This window comes from Flavobacterium sp. B183, from assembly GCF_023539155.1.
Lineage (GTDB): Bacteria > Bacteroidota > Bacteroidia > Flavobacteriales > Flavobacteriaceae > Flavobacterium > Flavobacterium tructae.
Genome location: NZ_CP097434.1, coordinates 982032 through 1002064, shown reverse-complemented (window position 1 = coordinate 1002064; position 20033 = coordinate 982032). Strand labels below are relative to the sequence as shown.

4 protein-coding genes are annotated in these 20033 nt (G+C 37.3%); all 4 read left to right on the top strand.

The window, feature by feature from the left end:
- The first annotated feature begins 127 nt into the window (after positions 1-127).
- The 4 genes from M4I44_RS04455 (at position 128) to pgk (ending at position 19971) form a co-directional block, all read left to right on the top strand.
- Complete coding sequence (locus tag M4I44_RS04455; RefSeq protein ID WP_249966629.1) at positions 128-2797, top strand: hypothetical protein; 2670 nt, start codon at positions 128-130, stop codon at positions 2795-2797.
- Entirely contained in the window at positions 2760-17606 is a 14847-nt protein-coding gene (locus tag M4I44_RS04450; protein WP_249966628.1) for a T9SS type B sorting domain-containing protein, read from the top strand. The genes M4I44_RS04455 and M4I44_RS04450 overlap by 38 nt, the downstream gene beginning before the upstream one ends.
- A 44-nt stretch (positions 17607-17650) precedes the next feature.
- The gene (locus tag M4I44_RS04445) at positions 17651-18625 is read left to right on the top strand and encodes a type IX secretion system membrane protein PorP/SprF (protein WP_249966627.1); all 975 of its coding nucleotides are present in this window, start codon (positions 17651-17653) and stop codon (positions 18623-18625) included.
- 158 nt (positions 18626-18783) lie between these two features.
- Positions 18784-19971, top strand: a complete 1188-nt coding sequence (pgk, locus tag M4I44_RS04440) for a phosphoglycerate kinase (RefSeq protein WP_026109916.1) — start codon at positions 18784-18786, stop codon at positions 19969-19971.
- Positions 19972-20033 lie beyond the last annotated feature (62 nt).

Genomic DNA, 20033 nt, shown 5'->3' with positions numbered 1-20033 from the left:
TGAGAATAAAGCCCCGTCCTTTTTATTTTTTGAGAAGGACATCTATTATAAATGTTTCAGAATGCTTTGATTTATTTTTTAACGCCCCTTAAAAAATAAAAGAGAAGGCAAAAACAAAATGAAGATTATGAAAAAACCTACTAACCTAAGATTGATTTTATTAGCTTTGATTTTTTTTCAAAGTTACGTTGTAATTTCTCAGAATCTTAAGTCATTTACTCCGAGATTTGACAAGAGGCTAAAAGGAGACATGTTGCTTATTGGTAATAATATTCTAAATAGAAATACCAATAACAGGGATCCGGAAGATGCCTATAATGGTTCCGGATACAATTCTGATTTCAGTATGGAATATATTGATATCGATAATGACAACAGTACTTTCAGTTCGAGTAGTGCGACTTTAACTGTACCAAAACCGGCTTGTTATAAAATTGTTTATGCAGGTTTGTATTGGGGAGCGATCCTACAGCAAAATGATCGTACAGGCATTGAAAAAGTAAAGCTTAAACTACCAACAGGTGGTTATAATGATATTACAGGTCAGATCGTGTATGATGCTAATGCAGCCCCAATTGGTGGTGACAATAACAAAGCATATGCATGTTATGCAGATATTACTTCTTTAGTGACCGGACAGGCTAATGCACAAGGTTTGTATACCGTTGCAAATGTTAAGTCTAGTGAGGGTTCTAATGGAGGAACAGGTTTATCAGCAGGTTGGTCTATTTTTATCGTTTATGAAGACCCAACTTTGCCAGCCAAATATATTACATCATTTGACGGTTTTAGCGGAATTGGAGGGGCAACTACTTTAGATATTCCTGTTTCAGGGTTCAAGACCATTCCTAAAGGCCCGGTTCGTGTAAAATTCGCTTTTGCTGCTTTAGAGGGAGATCAGCCGATTGCAGGGGATTATCTGCAAATTAACGGAATTCCAATTAGTGCTACAAATGCAGCAAATACAGCTATCAGAGCTTCAAATAACTTCTTTAATAGTAGTGTCACTTATGTTGATCCGGCTACGGATAAAACAGAAGATTTCTTAAATCGAAACCCTGCCAGTACTAACACCTTAGGGTATGATGCGGGTATTTTAAATATTAATAACCCCGGTACCCTTTTGAAACCGGGAGGTATTGTTATTGATAATAATGAGACTTCGGCAAATATTAGATTAGGAAGTACTCAGGACGTTTACTTTTATTATTTTAATGCATTTGCAGTAGATATTATTGAGCCTCATATTGTACTGACGAAAATTGTTAAAAATTCGGCAGGAACGGATATTGGAGGCCAGAATGTAGTATTAGGGCAACAATTAAATTATGAAATTGGTATTAGAAACTCAGGTAATGATGATGCTAAATCTTTAACCATTAGAGATCAGCTGCCAATTAATATTATATTTAATTACCCTGCAGATTTAAACCCGCTGCCAACGGGAGTAACGGTGCAAAGTTATGATCCTGCAACCAGAAGCATTGTTTTTAAAGTAGACGAATCTATTGTTAAAGCCAATACTCTAACAGAAAAAGTGATCAGCTTTAAAGTTAAAGTTGTTCCGGATTGTAATTCCTTGAGTGAAGCATGTTCTAATAGTATCGATAACTCTGCATATGCCACTTACAAAGGAACTTTAAATCCTGATTTCCAAATTTCAGATGATCCGAGTGTCAATACCAATACAGGATGTATATTAACTCCAAAAGCGACTAACTTTTTAGTAGGTGTTGATGGTTGTAAGTATACAGCAAACGTTACTTTATGTAAAGACACGGTAGATTTAGTTGCAGCAAACGGATATACAAGTTATACCTGGTATAGTGACGAAGCCCGTACAAAACAAATCGGAACAGGACAGACACTTACTGTTAAAGATCCGGGAACTTATTATGTATACAATTTGGCTGCGGCACCTTGTAGATCAATTTATCAGGCTATTACAGTAACCAGATTTGGTGCTACAAATACAAACCCTGTAATTCCTTATGCAAAAGCTCCGTATAAAGGAGAGGTCTTAATTTGTCCAAATAACGGAAAAGAGTTACCTAACCTTTTCTTATGCGGTGCAAATGATTCCAGACTAATTGAAACGCATATCTCAGATGGTTCTACTCTTGTTTGGGAAAAACTAGATGAAGCAAGCTGTACAGCGCCAAGTAGTCCAAATTGTGCTAACGAAGGAACTTCTTGTTCGTGGACTCAGGTTGCAACCGGACCAAATTACCTGGCTAAAATCGCCGGGCAATATCGATTAACATTAAATTATGCCGGTGGTTGTTTTAACCGTTTTTATTTTAATGTTTTCACCAATTCATTAAGTCCTACAGAGAAACATACGGACATTATTTGTGGTAAACCAGGTACGATTACAGTAGGAGGTGTTCCTGCCGGATATGAGTACAGTATTAATGGTACAACTTATCAGGCTAGTAATGTATTTAATGTTACGACTGCGGGCTTCTATACAGTATATATAAGACTGGCAGGTGTAACAGGTAACACGTGTATTTTTACAGTTCCGAATATTCAAATCAGACAAAGAAATTTTAACGTAGTACAAGAGGTAACACAGCCATTGTGTTATGGTGAAAAAGGTAAAATTAAAGTAGCCGTAAATGATGCTAATGCACAATATTATTATAAACTTTATAATAATGGAACGTTATTATCAAGCGTTGGACCCGTACCAGATTCTGAATATACTTTTGATAATTTAAATACAGACCAGAATTATGTTGTAGAAGTTACTACAGATGATGGTTGTAAAGACACTAAGTATATATGTTGGTAAGGTTTGGAATGAGTATAAAGCGACAGTTGCTTTAGTAGAACCTCTTACTGCATGTAGTGATGGAAAAGTTAGAATCACAACAGAAGGAGGTAATTCTCCTTATAATTATTTTATAAACAGCGATACTGTTTTTCAAACCAGTAATGAGTTTGTGGTAACAGCTCCGGGACTTTATACTATTAAAATTGTAGATAAAAACAACTGTACGATAACAAGAACAATTACAGTTCCTGATAATACAAAACCTGCTTATACTATTGATCATACCAATAGTAATTGTTACGATGGAAGCTCTAAGATAGAAGTAAAACTTACTGCCGGAGCAAACGGGTACACAATGGGGTATAGTATTAATGGTGGTGTTAGTTTTCAGTCTAATCCTGTTTTTTCTAATTTACAGCCGGGAACTTATGATGTAGTTGTCAGATATGGTATAGGAACGCCAATCAAGTATTGTACAGATCCTGTACAAAAGATAACAATTACGGGACCAACTTCTGCTATTTCGGCTTCAGCCGGAGTTGCGGCTTTGGCCGGATGTACACTACCTGACGGTAGCGGTGCAAACCAGGGAGGAAAACTGCGTATCAATAACGTTCAGGGTGGAACTCCTGCTTATCAATTTAGTTTTGATGGAGGTGTTACATGGCAGGCATCGAATGAAAAAGACGTGTTGCCGGGTAATTTTATTTTACAGGTTAAAGACGCTTTAGGCTGTATATTCGAAATTCCTTATCAGGTTACTTTAGATCCAAAACCTGCTGATCCAACGATCACTGTGGCTGATCCTGTTTTTGGATGTAATGGTATGGCATCAACGACAGTTACGGTTACAAATCCGTCAAATAATTATACGTACGAGTATTATATTAACGGTGTACCTAACACGCCAATTACAAATAATGTCTTTACAAATGTTCCTTCCGGGACTCATACTATAAAAGTTAAGTACAAAGTTACTACCGTACCTACTTACAGTAACTTGTTAACAGAAGATTTTGGTAGAGGGCCAGATACAACTACTCCGGGTATTCACCCTAATTATTGTTGGGAAAAGCAAGATGCTGTAGAAGATTGCGGTATTGGAGGTTATATGCCAATTTTGCTTAATGATGGGGAATATGTTGTGACTCAGGCTTTGTTGCCACAGCACGTATCTGGTTTTAACTGGAATTTGCCTAAAGATAATACGGCAGTTATTAATAATACACCACAAATAAAAGACGGAAGATTTTTAGCGGTTAATGTTGGAGGTGTGGTACCAATAGGTGGTGTTTTGTATAAAAAAACCATCAATGATGTTATTCCAAATCAGGACATACAGGTATCACTTTATATGCTTAACTTATTAAGTAAAAATAATAATTTACCTTCTCCAAGATTAACCATACAACTTCAGAAAAACGGAGTTCTTATACCAGGAGCATCAAAGGATACACAAAGTATTCCTAGAGATGAGAAATGGCATAATACAACTGATCTTGGAAGTGGCCAGGTATTAACTTTAAATCCTGGAAATAATACTTCTCTTGACTTTGTTATCTTATCATACAGCCAGGTTATTTCTGGTAATGATTTAGCGGTTGATGATATTTGGGTACGTCAGATTCCGGAGGTTTGTGGAGCTGAGAAAGATTTCCCAGTTGTTATTGGAACAGATAAAGCCTTTAAGGCTTCAATTGTAGGTCATAAAGACGTAACCTGTAATGGTGCTAATAATGGAGAGATTACATTATCTGCACAAAATTTTGATGCCACTTATGGATTTGATTACTCTTTAGATAATGGTACAACATGGGTAAATTCTAAAACTTCACCGGTTACCGTTAAAAACTTGACGAGTAAAACGTATAATATTTTAATTCGTTATGATGATAAAGCCGGAACTTGTAGTTTCCCATTTGATCAGCCAGTAGGTACTCCTGCTGCATTAACAATTACGGCAAGTGTTACAAAAACAGCTACTTGTACTACAGGAGCAACTATTACAGCAGTTGCAGGAGGTGGAACACCAGCATATCAATATGAATTAAGAGCAGCAAATGGTATTACGGTAATAACTGCATTCCAGAATTCTGGCGTATTTGCAAATGTTCCTACCGGTACCTATACAGTTGTAACTCGTGATGCATATACATGTTCTTCAAGCGCATCTGCACAGGTTAATGTTGTTGCACCAACAATGCCAACAGCATCTTTAGCTGCTACTAGTGATTATTGTGTTACCGGGACTAAAGGAGCAACTCTTGTTGTTACGGCTACAGGTACAGGAGCTCTAACGTATAGTTTAAATGGTGCACCTGCACAAACCAGCAATACATTTACAAATGTTGGAGCAGGAACACATACTATTACAGTTACTGACAGTAATAATTGTCCGGTTACCATAAACGGAATTGTAATTGCTCCTGAGTTAAAAGCAGCAGCCTCTATTACAAAAACATTAGATTGTACAACTCCAAATGCAACGATTAAAGTTGACATTACGGATGGTGTTGCAGCCTATACTTATAAAGTTAAAAAAGACGCAGGCGCTTATGGTGGCAGTGTAAATGTTACAGGTAATACGTTTAATTATCCTGCACCAACAGCCGGACTTTATACTTTTGAAATTACAGATTCTAAAGGATGTAAAGCTTATATAGATGCTACAATTAGTCCAATTACAAATCCAACAGTTACTGCTAATCCAACACAAATTACTTGTAATGGTCTTAAAAATGGTAGTGTACAGCTAGTTGGAGCAGGAGGTTCAGGCGGATATGAGTACAATTTTAATAATTTAGGTTGGTCAACAACTTCATTATATTCCGGTTTAGATCCAAATATTAGCTATTCTTATCAAGTAAGAGACAGTAAAGGATGTACTTCTGCTGTTGGAAATATTACATTAACGCAGCCAACTGCAGTGTCTGGAACTATTGGAGCTACTATTATTAAATGTGGTACACCAAGTACTGTACCAGCGGTAGTTACAGTTACTGGTTCTGGAGGAACAGGTGCTTATACTTACAGTTTCAACGGAACTGCAAACTTTACAACAACGAATACTTACTCAACAACAGCTGCCGGAACAGTTACGGCATATGTTAGAGATGCAAATAACTGTCAGTTTGGACCATTATCAATTACAATTGGTGCTTTAGAACCAATTACAGATATCACTATTGTTGATAGTGGATATGATTGTTCTACAGTTCCGGCTGGTGGACGTGTAACTTTGACAGCGGTAAAAACAGGAAGTACAGCAAATGTTACTTATCAGATTATTTCTGGTCCTGCCGGATTTACCCCTGCGGTAAATACAACAGGAAACTTTACATCACTGACTCCGGGAGATTATATCTTCGAGGCAATTGATACGGCTACTAATTGTTCATTCACAAAAGGACATACTATTAAAGCAACGTCAGATATTGTTACAGGTGGTTCAGTACTTACAAATATTCAATGTTTTGGTTCTACCGGAACTATTGAATTTACAGTAAATGGTGTTAAGGCAAACGGATATGATTATGTTATTAAAAATGCTGCCAATACAATCATTCAGCAAGCTACTGGTGTAAGTGCAGCTACAACTACCGTTGCAGTTCCTACTGCTCAGCCTGTAGGGGCGTATACTATTACTGCAACAGACAGATTAACGAAATGTCAGTCTTCTTATACAGTAACTTTAACGCAGTCAGCTGCAGCTGTTGATGTTACTGCCGTAGCTACTACAGTAAATTGTAACAAATTTACAGCTGAGATTACAGCAACCGGAACAGGTGGTACACCAAATTATACTTATGCTGTAGCAAGACAAAGTGCTCCGGTTCCTACGGTTTATGCTTCAAATAATGTTCTAACAGTTGATACGGTTAACGGAACAGTATTAAACTGGGTTGTTTATATCAAAGATGCAAACGGTTGTTTGGATAATTTCCCTATAAAAATTGATGTTGACGCTAAACCGGTTATTACCAGTGTGGTGGTTGACAATCAATGTCAGACAGGATCCGTTTCAAGTTTTACCATTACAGCTACTGCTACAGGATTAGTGCCTTTAACGTATAGTATTGATGGAACTAATTTCCAGACTAGCAATACTTTTACAGTAAGTGCAGGATCTTATACCGTAACGGTAAAAGATAAAAATGGTTGTACAACAGCTGCTGCAGTTCCTGTAGTAGTTTATCCTAAAGTTGGTGCTTTAGCAGAGGTTACTAAAGAATTAGATTGTAGTGCAACTCCAAATGCAACGATTAAAGTTGATATTAGCGGAGGAAAAACTCCATATACCTATACTGTAGCGAAGGGTACAGGAACTCCAGGTGGAGTTATTAATGTTACCGGAACATCGTTTACAATTTCTGTTGCTGCTGCTAATGCTGATAAATATACATTTGCAATTACAGATGCAAACGGATGTACTACGACAACATCTGCGACTGTTGCTCCTATTGCACCTCCTACAGTAACTGCTGTAAAAGTGGATGCTTCATGTAACGGTTCTGCAACAGGTACGGTTCAATTAACAGGTGCTAATGGTTCAGGTGGATATACCTATAGTAAAGACAATGTTACTTTTGCAGCGGCTTCATTATTTGAAAATCTGTTAGCAGGTAACTACACTTTCTATGTAAAAGACAGTAAAGGATGTACAGGAAGTGTTAATGTTACAATAGGTGAACCTGTAAAATTAACAGCAAGTGCTACTGCTACTAACTTTACTTGTAGTGTTACCAATACGAAACAATCTGCGACTGTTACCATTACAGCAACAGACGGTACAGCTCCTTATACGTACAGTTTTAACGGAAGTGGATATACTGCTACAAATACGTTAACAGTAAACGATAATGGTGCAGATCAAATCATTAGTTATTCTGTTAGAGATGCTAAAGGATGTACCACTGCGGTTCAACAAATTACTATTAAGAAATTAGATCCTCCTGTTATTGTTTCAATATCAGGTAGTGCAATTCTATGCTCACCAGCTGCAAGTACTACCAGTACTGTAACGGTTACAACAACAAATGGAGTAGGAGCTTTAGCTTATGTTATTACAGCACCAGCTTCTGCAACTTCAAACGTAACAGGTGCTACAACTGGAGTATTTAGTGGATTAGTGGCAGACACTTATACTTTTAAAGTAACAGATGCAAACGGATGTTTTGCTATTCAGTCTTATACAGTCCTTCCATTAACTCCAATTGCAGTTGCTGAATCAAAATTAAGCGATGTTTTATGTAAAGGAGGAAATACCGGTTCTGCAAAATTCAGTATTTCCGGATTTAGTGCTACAGGAAATTATGCGGTAGTAATAACATCTACTCCTGCAGGATTACCATATACAAATGTAACAACAGGAGATGTGATTACCTTAAACGGATTAGTTGCGGGTACTTACAACCTTGAAGTAACAGATAATACAACAAATTGTAAGGCAAACAAATCAATAACGATTACAGAGCCAGTAAATCCATTAGGAGGAACGCTTACAATTGTAAATGCTAATTGTAATGTTCCAAATGCACAGGTAACAGTTAATGCTACTGGTGGAACGCCAACATATTCTTATGCATTTGTACACAATAATGTGGCTCCTGTATCGACAGATTATAAATCAAGTAACACCGCTAATCTTGATCCTGCTATCTCAGATTGGGATGTTTGGGTAAAAGATGCAAATGGTTGTGTGATTAAATTAGACGCAGCAATTATTAAAGATGCAGTTCCGGATGTTACGGCTTCGGTTACTAACCAATGTACCTCTACAGGAACTTCATTTAGTATCAAAGCTGTGGGAACAGGAGGTATTGCTCCTTTAACTTACTCTATTAGCAGTGGTGTTGCACCATCTCCTGCAGATACTTTTACAGTAACGTCACCGGGTACTTATGTGATTACGGTAAAAGATGCGAATAACTGTACAGATACGGTTACAGTGACAGTAAATTCTGTTTTAACAGCCAGTGCAGTTTTAGTGAAAGACATTACTTGTGCTGCTCCTGTTAATGCAACAATTACAGTTAATGCTGGAGGAGGTTTAGCGCCTTACACTTATTTAGTTTCTACGGATGGTGTGACTTTTGGAACATCTCCTGATTTGACTGGTAATACATTTACAACAAATACTGCCGGAGATTATTATTTCCAGGTAACAGATGCTAGTGGATGTACAAAAATAACCAACAAAGTTGTAGTAACATCACCACAAACAGTAACAGGAACTGCTGCAAAAGTTGATCCTACCTGTAACGGTTATACAGATGGTTCTGTAACATTGACAGCTACAGCCGGAGTTTCTCCATTTACGTACAGTATTGATGGAGGTACTACTTTTGTAACTACAAAAGTTTTTGGAGGATTAGCTTCCGGAACGTATACTTATGTAGTAAAAGATGCTAAAGGATGTACTTCGGTACCTGCAACTATTACTTTGGTTAATCCAGCTCCAATTGCTGTTAACATCGTACGTAATGCTATTTTATGTAATTTAAATACGCCTGGTAGTTTTGATGTTAATGTAACATCAGGAGGAACAGCTCCGTATGTATATACATTATACGATAATGCTTTTACACAAATTGCAACCTATACAGAAACATCTACAGTAAATCCAACACCTGTTTATAAATTTGCAGGATTGAATTTTGGAGATTATTACATTACTGTTGTTGATGCGAATGGTTGTGAATTCAGAAGTGCTAAATTAAGAATTGAAACACCTCCTTACTTAAAGATGAGTGCTGTTGCAGATTCAAATAATTGTGCTACAGGTGTGAATGTTACCGTAACTACTTCAGGTGGTACACCAGATTATAAATACTCTATTTTTGGACAGCCTTTAACAGAGAGCCCTGCACAAACGAGTCCTACTTATACTTTTGTAGGTTTAAAACATGGAACGACTTACTTTTTACAAGTAAAAGACATTAATGATTGTATTTCTATTTTAGAATTTACAACACCTAATCCACCATCAAGTATAAAAGTTACGGGAACAACTGTAACAGATGTTACTTGTAATGGAACTTCAACAGGAATATTGACGTTTACTGTAAGGGATTTTGATCCATCAATTACTACCGTAAATTATGAAGTATTAAATGCTTTAACCTTGTTACCGGTTTCACCGGCAATTAATAGCACATTAACTGGTCCATTAGGCGGCCCAGTTTCTGGAACTATTTCAACATTGAAAGCAGGAAATTATGTTCTAAGAGTTACTGAGGCAGGAGGAACACTTTGTTCTACTACATTTAGTTTTACAGTATCACAACCGGTTCAACCGCTTAAAACAACAATTACAAAAAATGTAAATGCTACTTGTAATGTTGGTGCACAAGTTACACTAACCACTATTGGTGGTACGGGACCTTATGAGTACGCAGCGGGTGCTCCTGGATTTACACCAACAACTTTTGGAACTAGTAATGTTTTGGTTTTAGATTATACTACAAGACAAAATTGGGATATTGTTGTACGAGATGCAAAAGGATGTATAGACAGAGTTAATACAACAATAGGCCTGGATCCTAGTCCGGTTATTGCATTATCAGTTGTAAATAAATGTGTGGCTGAAGGAGCCTATGTGGTGAGAGTTTCTCTTACTACAGCAGGAATCTCTCCTTACGAAATTAGTGTAAACGGTGGCGTATATGCACCTGTGACTATTACAACAGCTGTACCATATGACGTAACGGGTCTTAATTCAGGATTAAATACAATTAAAATTAAAGACGCAAACGGATGTGTTGATACTAAATCAATTACGATTGATAAACCACTAGGTGTAACACCAGTGATAACAGCATTGCCAACTTGTGCAAACAATGACGGAGTTATAACGTTAACACCAATTGGTGGTGCAGGACCGTTTACTTATAGTATTGCGCCTCCTGTTGGAACTGTTGTTGGGAATGTTATTTCGGGAGTTCCTGCCGGAACTTACACCATAACGATTACAGATACAAATACGCTATGTACTGCAACAGCTCCGGTTGAGCTTTCTGCACCAACACCAGTAGATTTTGATGCTGTAGTAACGAATGCTACTTGTAATGGCTCACGTAACGGAACTATTACCGTAAACTTAGCAGCTGGAAGCGATAACCCGGTTTATACTTATTCTATTTTGCCTGTTCCGGTAGGATCAGTACAAACAGATAATGTATTCTCAAATCTTCCTGCAGGCACTTATTCAATTACAGTGTTTTCAGGCAGAGGATGTTCAGCATCTAAACCATTTACAGTAGGTCAGCCACTTACATTAGCGGCTACTGCAGCTGTTACAGATTACGCTTGTAATACAAGTAATGTTGCGCAGCCAGCTGTCGTAACTGTAAATGTTACAGCAGGTACAGGAACAGCACCTTACAAATACAATTTTGATGGTTCTGCTAACTATTTTGACGCTAATACACTAACAGTCTTAGATAATGGTGCAGTACAGACTATTCACTATTATGTAAAAGATGCTAACGGATGTTTATTTGATAATACAGTAACAGTTAATCCATACCAAAAAATTACCGATTTAACTTTTACGGGTGCTGCAATTACTTGTAATGCTCCTGCAACAAGTATTACAGTTACGGTAGCGGGTGGATATGCGATTACGAAATATGAAATCGTTTCACCAACTGCAAACGCAGTTGATAACGGAACGGTGAATGTTTTCAATGGTTTATTGCCAGGCACTTATGTTTTCAAAGTGACAGATGCTAATGGATGTTCATTCCAGAAATCATTAACAATTAAACCAGTAACCAATATTACCGTTTCTGGTCAATTAATAAAAGATGTAAGTTGTAACGAAGTAGCGGCAACACCTAATGGTTCTGTTGAGTTTACTGTAGGCAACTTTGCAGCAAATTATACGTATTCTATTAACGGAGTTGCGGTTGCGGGTACACATACTAATCCTAAAGTTACACTTACTAATTTAGCAGTAGGTAATTATAAAATAGATGTTATTGACGTAGCTACTGGTTGTGTTGCAACAGCAAATGTGGATGTTAGCGAACCGGCAACACCATTACTATTAACACTAGTTTCTAATGTTAATGCGAATTGTAATTTTGGTGGAAAAGTAAGCGTTGTAGGTTCAGGTGGAACGCCTGGTTATACTTACGCTTATGCTGTGAGCCCAACGGCACCGGCACCGGCAGCTTACAATACTAGTCCAAGTGCAGTTTTAGATCCATCTAAAGTTTGGATTGCTTATGTAAAAGATGCTAACGGATGTATTGCTCAGTTACCATTGACTATTGCGACAGATCCTCTGCCATCAATTGACCCAATTACGGGTGTTTGTTACGATGGTTCTCCAGTAAATGTTACTTTGGTAGGTCATGGTGTTGGTCCATTAACATACAGTATTGGTAATGGATTTAAAACAAGCCCAGACTTTGTGCTTAACGCACCGGGTTCATACACTTTCTACGTGAGAGATGCTAACGGTTGTGATGCAACAACTCCATATGTTTACCAATTGGATCAGAAATTATTATTAGACGCTGTACTTCAGGATTTAACTTGTGCGGCTCCTAATATGGCGACTGTTACATTAACAGCTACGCAAGGATCTACTGTGTATACTAACTATGAAGTTTCATTTAATGGAGGTGGTTTTACACCAACAACATCTCCATACACAACGAATATTGCAGGTACCTATACTTTTAGAGTTACAGATAGTAAAAACTGTCAGTCAGTTTCAAAACCTGTAGTGGTGAATCCTATCGTGATGCCTACTATAGCTACTTCGGAATTCAACGTAAGTTGTAACGGAGGAAACGACGGAAGCATTACAATTACTGCTGGTAGCGGACTTGCTCCTTACGAATATAGTATTGATGGTACAACATATCAGGCATCGAATATTTTCGGAACATTAGGTCAAGGTTCTTATACAGTATACGTAAGAGATGCTAAGAAATGTGTAGTGAGTAAAACAGTTTCTATTTCAGAGCCAACTATTTTGAATGTTGGTGCAGCAGTTACTCCATTTGGATGTACTGTAACTAATACACCACAGGATGCTGTAGTAACTTTAACGGCTACTAATGGTACACCAGGATATAAATACAGTTTTGATAATGGTGTTACTTTTGGAGATGCTTCAACATTAAATGTAAGCACTATAACGGCTCCTAAAACAGTGTTCTATGTGGTAATTGATGCCAACGGATGTAGAGTTTCAGGAAACGTAACGGTAAATCCTTACACGCCTCCTACTGATATGGATATTACTGCAACACCAATTTATTGTAATACTATGGGAGGAGTTTCTATAGCTACAGTAAATTCAGTAACAGGTGGTGTAGGGCCTTACAAATACGAAATAGTTTCACCGGCAGCGGCTGTTACTAATAATACAACTGGTATTTTCCCTGGATTATTACCAAATACTTATCAAATTAAAGTTACTGATGCTAATGGTTGTAGTACAACAAAAGCTATTGTGATTAAAGAATCTGATAAGATTAAAGCGACTACTCAGTTGATAACTGATGTGTTATGTAATGGAGGAAGCACCGGTACGGCATCATTTGTTGTAAGCGGTTATATTACTCCTGCTGATTATATCTATTCATTAGCACCACTTGCTGGTACAGCGACTAAAACAGGTGATGTTATAAGCTACACTGGTTTAGCTGCAGGTATTTATACGTTTACAGTAGTAGACAGGATATCTGGATGTCAGGATCAGGTGGTAAACTTTGAGATCAAGCAGCCATCGGCTTTAGATTTTACATCTACTGCTACAAATACAAATTGTAACAATAAAACGGCTCAAATAACGATTACAGCAACTGGAGGTACTCCTGCTTATCGTTATGCTGCAGTTGTTTCATTGTCAGCGGCTCCTACGGTTTTTGGAACAAATAATGTTATTACTGTTGATACTAACAACGGAGCCAATAGAAATTGGGATATTTATGTACAAGACCTTAACGGATGTCCAGTAATGAAATCTCAAACTATTGTGGAAGATGCATTACCAACAACTCCGTCAGTGGCACCATTTAGCCAATGTCCGGATCCATTAAACGGAACGTATACCTTTACGATTACAGGAGTTACAGGTGTAGCACCTATCGAATATAGTATTGGTGGTGGATTCCAATCCAGCCCAACATTTACAGTAAATACATCTGGTACTTATGATGTAACTGTAAAAGATGGAAATGGTTGTGAAGTAAAAACGGCAGCAGTAGTTAATATTTTCCCAGCTCTGGCTTTAGATGTTAAGATCACAGCTTTACCAGACTGTAACACTAACAATGGAGCTATTACAGCTACAGCTTCTGGAGGTTCAACCCCAGCAAATTATAGCTATAGCTTAAACGGAAACTTTGGTCAGACATCAGGAATATTTACCAATATCGGTCCTGGAAACCATACAATTACTGTAACAGATGTCACTACAGGTTGTACCAGAACCGTTAAATTTGAAATTATACCTGCGACTCCAATTAAAGGATTTACTTTAGCACACACAGATGTTACTTGTAATACATTTACTAATGGAACGATCACTGCAACTATTGATGAAACAGGTGGAAATGACAACCCAATTTACTATTACAGTATTACAGCGGGACCAGTTCTTAGACCTAATCAAACTTCAAATGTGTTCACAGGATTACCAAAAGGTCAATATACAGTAACAGTTACATCTGGAAGAGGTTGTAAAGATTTAGAAGATGTTGAAATTTTTGAACCAGCTCCAATTGTTGTTTCTAATGTTGTATTTACTCAGTTTGGTTGTACAGCAGGAACAAACACAAATACAAATGCGACAATTACAGTAAATACTGTAACTGGAGGATCTGGTACGTATGTTTTATATCAATTCATGAAAAATGGGGTTGAAGTTCAAAATAGTACTTCAAATACTTATACTGTATTTGATCTTACAGGAGGAATTTATACTGTAAATGTTTTCGACGATAAAGGTTGTGTTGGGTCATCGACATCGGTAATCGATATTAAGCCTTTTATTAGCCTGGACGATGTTACAGTAACAGTGGATAAAGACATTACTTGTGTAAATAATGAAGACATTACTGTTAAAGCTGTTGTAACGGGTGGTACACCAACACCGACTCAAATAGTTTACACTATTAAGGGAATAGGCGGAAGTACTTTTACTGATACTAACACGACAGGAGTGTTTACAGCATTACCAATTGGTAACTATTTAATTACAGTTGAGAATTCGTTAACTGGATGTAAAATTGAGAAAGCCCATTACGTAACTAATCCGAATACATTCGAGATTAAAGCTACTCCGGTAGTAGCTGAAATTTGTTTTGGAACTGCTGATGGAAGTGTGAACTTAACTTTTGTTGACAATCAAAAACTTCCAAGCGATGATGCAGGTATATTTGATTACACAATTACAGGTCCTGTAAATGTTCCATTAACTCGTTCAGCAAATGCTGGTCCGGTTTCTATTACAGGTCTTCGTGCAGGTCAGTATACGGTAAACGCTACTTTAGTAGGCAAACCATATTGTTCAGTTTCAACTATTTTCTCAATAGGACAGCCTACCGCTGCTTTAGTTGTAACAACAACAAAATCTGAAATCACTTGTGTGGCAGGTAATAATGATGGCGAAATTTCAGCTACCGCAACAGGTGGTTGGGATACGAATTACCAATATGAGTTAGTATTAAACGGAGCAGTTATTGCAAATAATACTAACGGTAATTTTACCGGACTATCTGCGGGTAATTACACAGTTAATGTTAAAGACGGTAAAGGATGTCCGGCATCAGCAACACAATCATTGAAGATTCCTGATCCAATTGTGGTTAGTGCAACAGCAACAGCTTCAGTATTACCATGTTTCGGAGACAGATCTGGAATAATTACGGTAAACCCTCCAACAGGTGGTCAGGGAAGTAACTATATGTACACCTTGAATATGTTGTCAGAAAATCCGGTTGTTTCATCAGGTCCACAAAGTAGCCCTGTTTTCACAGGCTTACCGGCAGGAACTTACAGTATCACAGTTACTGATGGATTTACATGTTCTGCAACATCAGCAAATGTTGTAATTACAGAACCAACAGAAGTAGTTCCAAGTTTAGTGCTGGCAACGACACAAACTTGTAATACACAATCAACACTTACGTTAAGTGCAACAGGAGGTTCTGGTCCATATACATACAGTACCGATCAGACTTTTACAACAACAACTGGTTCATTTGCAACTTCTGTTACCTTCGCGGTACCAGTGGGTAAATACCAATATTATGTAAAAGATGCTAAAGGTTGTGTGGCGAAAATTTCTAACGAAGTTAAAATCGATCCATTAGAGCCATTAGTAATAGAATTAGATGTGACCAATGCAGTAGTAAAATGTATGGGCGAAGCTACAGGAGTTATTGTAGCAAATGCAAAAGGTGGTTTAGGAAACTATATCTATACTTTAGAAAATAATGCAGGTGGTGTGGTTAGACCGGCACAGCCTACTGGCAGATTCGAAGATCTTCCAATAGGAACGTATGTTGTAAAAGTAGCTAGTGGTGATTGTCCTGCGACATCAGGCGCTATCGAAATTAAACAACCTGCTACAGCTATTCAGGCTACATTTACACCAACCAATGTTTCTTGTTTTGGAGAAAGTAACGGTCAGATTGTAGTTGCTGCAACAGGTGGTACAGGAATTATTAAATATGCAATATCACCGGATTTAGATCAGTTTGATGTTAAAAACACATTTGATAAACTTGCACCAGGTAAATATACGGTTATAGCTCAGGATGAAAATGGTTGTTATGTTATCGATGAGATCGAAATTACACAGCCTAAACCTTTAATCGTTACAGAACTTCCAAACTCTATGATTCCGGAAGTTTGTAAAGGAGATAAAGATGGAGCATTCAGTATCGAAGTTAAAGGAGGTACTGCGCCATATAGTGTAAGTCTTGACAATAAAAACGGAACGTATACACAAGGTACGACAACTCAAACTATATTTGATTTTAATAATCTTTCAGGAGGAGTTCATACGGTTTACGTTAAGGATGCTCAGGGATGTGTAAATGAATTTGTAGAAAACATGCCTTTACCGGTTGTTCTTGATCCAACTACCGTAACCAATTACGATTGTGTGAACAACGCTCAAACAAATATGGTAATCGTTACAGTGGATGAGAGCAATACAGATCTTACACAAATAGATTATTCACTTGATAGTGATGTAGGTCCTTGGCAGGCAGCAAATATCTTTACCAATATTGCTCCTGGAACGCACTACATTGTAGCAAGACATACGAATGGATGTAAAGTACCAACGGCAAGTTTTGAAATAAGAGCTTATGAGAAGTTAACACTTGCTGAGTCAACAGGAAAACCTGAAATGAACATCATTTCGGTTACTGCAGCCGGTGGAGCACCTGCTTACGAGTACAGTTTCAACGGAGAGCCGTTTACTTCTTCTAACAAATACAAAATCTACAAAACAGGAGATTATGTAGTAGTAGTAAGAGATCAAAACGGATGTACAGCAACAATTACAGTTCATGCAGTTTATGTGGATGTGTGTCTTGACAACTACTTTACTCCAAACGGAGATGGTGTTTATGATACGTGGGGGCCTGGTTGTACAAACATTTACAACAACCTTGAATTCTCAATCTTCGACAGATACGGTCGTGTAATTGCCAAATACCATTACGGACAAAAATGGGACGGTAGATACAATGGTGCCGAATTACCATCAGGAGATTACTGGTATGTTCTTAAATTAAATGACGAGAAAGATGCACGTGAGTTTGTAGGACATTTCACTTTATACAGATAACAAAATAAGAGCCCCTAATGATGTTATCTAAAAAAATTATTACAATGAAAAAGTTTATTTTATCTTTAGTACTCATGGCTGTAACAACAAGTTACAGCCAAGAGTTAAACCTACCGGTTTTTACACAGTATTTAGCCGATAATCCTTTTGTTATTTCACCAGCCTTCGCTGGTATCGGAGATAACCTTAGAATTAGAGCCAATGGACTTACCCAATGGGTAGGGATAAAAGATGCACCGGACAACCAGTCGCTTTATGCTGATTTTAGAGTTTTAGACCGTTCAGGAGTGGGTATCAATGTGTACAATGATAAGAATGGGTATACGCGCCAGACTGGAGCTAAAATCTCCTTTGCGCACCACATTATTCTGGATTATTATTCAAAACAATACTTGTCTTTCGGACTTTCGTATAACTTTAATAGTTTTCGTATTGATATTGACGAATTCAATAACACCATCGAGCATCCTATTTTAGATCCAAGTGTAACCGACAATCGATATACCGCAAACAGCAACTTTGATGTAAGTGCTTTGTACCGTAACAAAGGATTCTACATCAGTTTTAATGCGAATAACGTATTAAAGAAAAACACAAACAAATACAGAGGAGTAGAGCCAAGTTTACTTTCCAATTATCAGGTGTATACAGGATTTGTTTTTAAAGACGGAGAAAACAGCCGTATCGAATACGAACCATCGCTTTACTACCAATACTTCGCAAGTGATAAACGTTCTACAACCGATTTTAACTTCAAGTACAGACGTTACAACCGTTACGAGGATTATTACTGGATTGGGGTTTCGTACCGTTTTTTAAACGATCAGTTCCCAAAACCATTATCCGTTGGACCAATGGTAGGTTTTATGAAATCTAAGTTCTACTTTGGGTATTCGTATCAGGTAATGTTTAACAATTTAGGGAATTACAACACGGGGACACACTCGGTAACTATTGGTTTCGATTTCTTACAATCCATCAGTAACTGTCCTTGTACACAAAGTCCGGTTCACGACTAAACAAACATTTTTAGCGTTTTTAAAGTTAATTTGTTTTTTTTCATAAATTATATCGTTTTCGCTGTTACAGCGGGTTTATTTTTATATTTTTCAAATTTGTTGCAACCCTAAAAGTTCTATATTTGTTTTTCTATCAGAAAAAATTAAAAAATTATCAAATGAAAACTCTAAACGATTTCGACTTTAAAAATAAAAAAGCAATTATCCGTGTGGACTTTAATGTGCCATTGGATGAAAACTTTAATGTAACGGATGCTACACGTATCGAAGCGGCAAAACCAACTATCGATGCAATTTTAGCACAAGGAGGAAGTGTAATTTTAATGTCGCATCTAGGCAGACCAAAAGGAGCAGAAGATAAATATTCGTTAAAGCACATTTTAAAAACAGCTTCTGAAATCTTGGGAGTTCAGGTGAAATTTGCTGAAAATTGTGTTGGAGAAGTAGCAAAGACTGCCGCTGCAAATTTACAGCCTGGAGAAGTTTTGTTGCTTGAAAATTTACGTTTTCACGCTGAGGAAGAAGCCGGAGATGTTGCTTTTGCAAAAGAATTAGCATCATTAGGAGACATCTATGTAAACGATGCTTTTGGTACAGCACACAGAGCACACGCTTCAACCACAATTATTGCCCAGTTTTTTCCAACTGAAAAATGTTTTGGAACCTTATTGGCAAAAGAAATAGAAAGTTTAAATAAAGTACTTAAAAATAGTGAAAAACCCGTAACAGCAGTTCTTGGAGGTTCGAAAGTATCTTCAAAAATTACCGTTATCGAAAACATCTTAGACAAAGTAGATCATATGATCATCGGTGGTGGAATGACATTTACATTCGTTAAAGCACTGGGAGGTAAAATCGGAGAATCTATTTGTGAAGATGACAAACAGGATTTAGCACTTGAAATTTTGAGATTAGCCAAAGAAAAAGGAGTTCAGGTTCACATTCCCGTTGACGTAATTGCAGCAGATAGTTTTTCTAATACTGCAAATACTCAGGTAGTAGATGTAAACGCAATTCCTGACGGATGGCAAGGTCTTGATGCAGGGCCTAAATCTTTGGAAAACTTTAAAAAAGTAATTCTGGAGTCAAAAACAATTTTATGGAATGGCCCATTAGGAGTTTTCGAAATGGAGTCCTTTGCTAAAGGAACGATCGCTTTAGGTGATTATATTGCTGAAGCTACAGAAAATGGTGCCTTCTCATTAGTGGGTGGTGGAGATTCTGTTGCCGCAGTAAAACAGTTCGGTTTTGAAGATAAAATGAGTTATGTTTCTACCGGAGGTGGAGCTATGCTTGAAATGTTAGAAGGTAAAATTTTACCTGGAATCGCAGCGATTTTGGACTAAAAAATCACAATTAACATTTTTTTACATAGTTTTCTTCAATAAACTGTTTAAGTTTGTAAAAC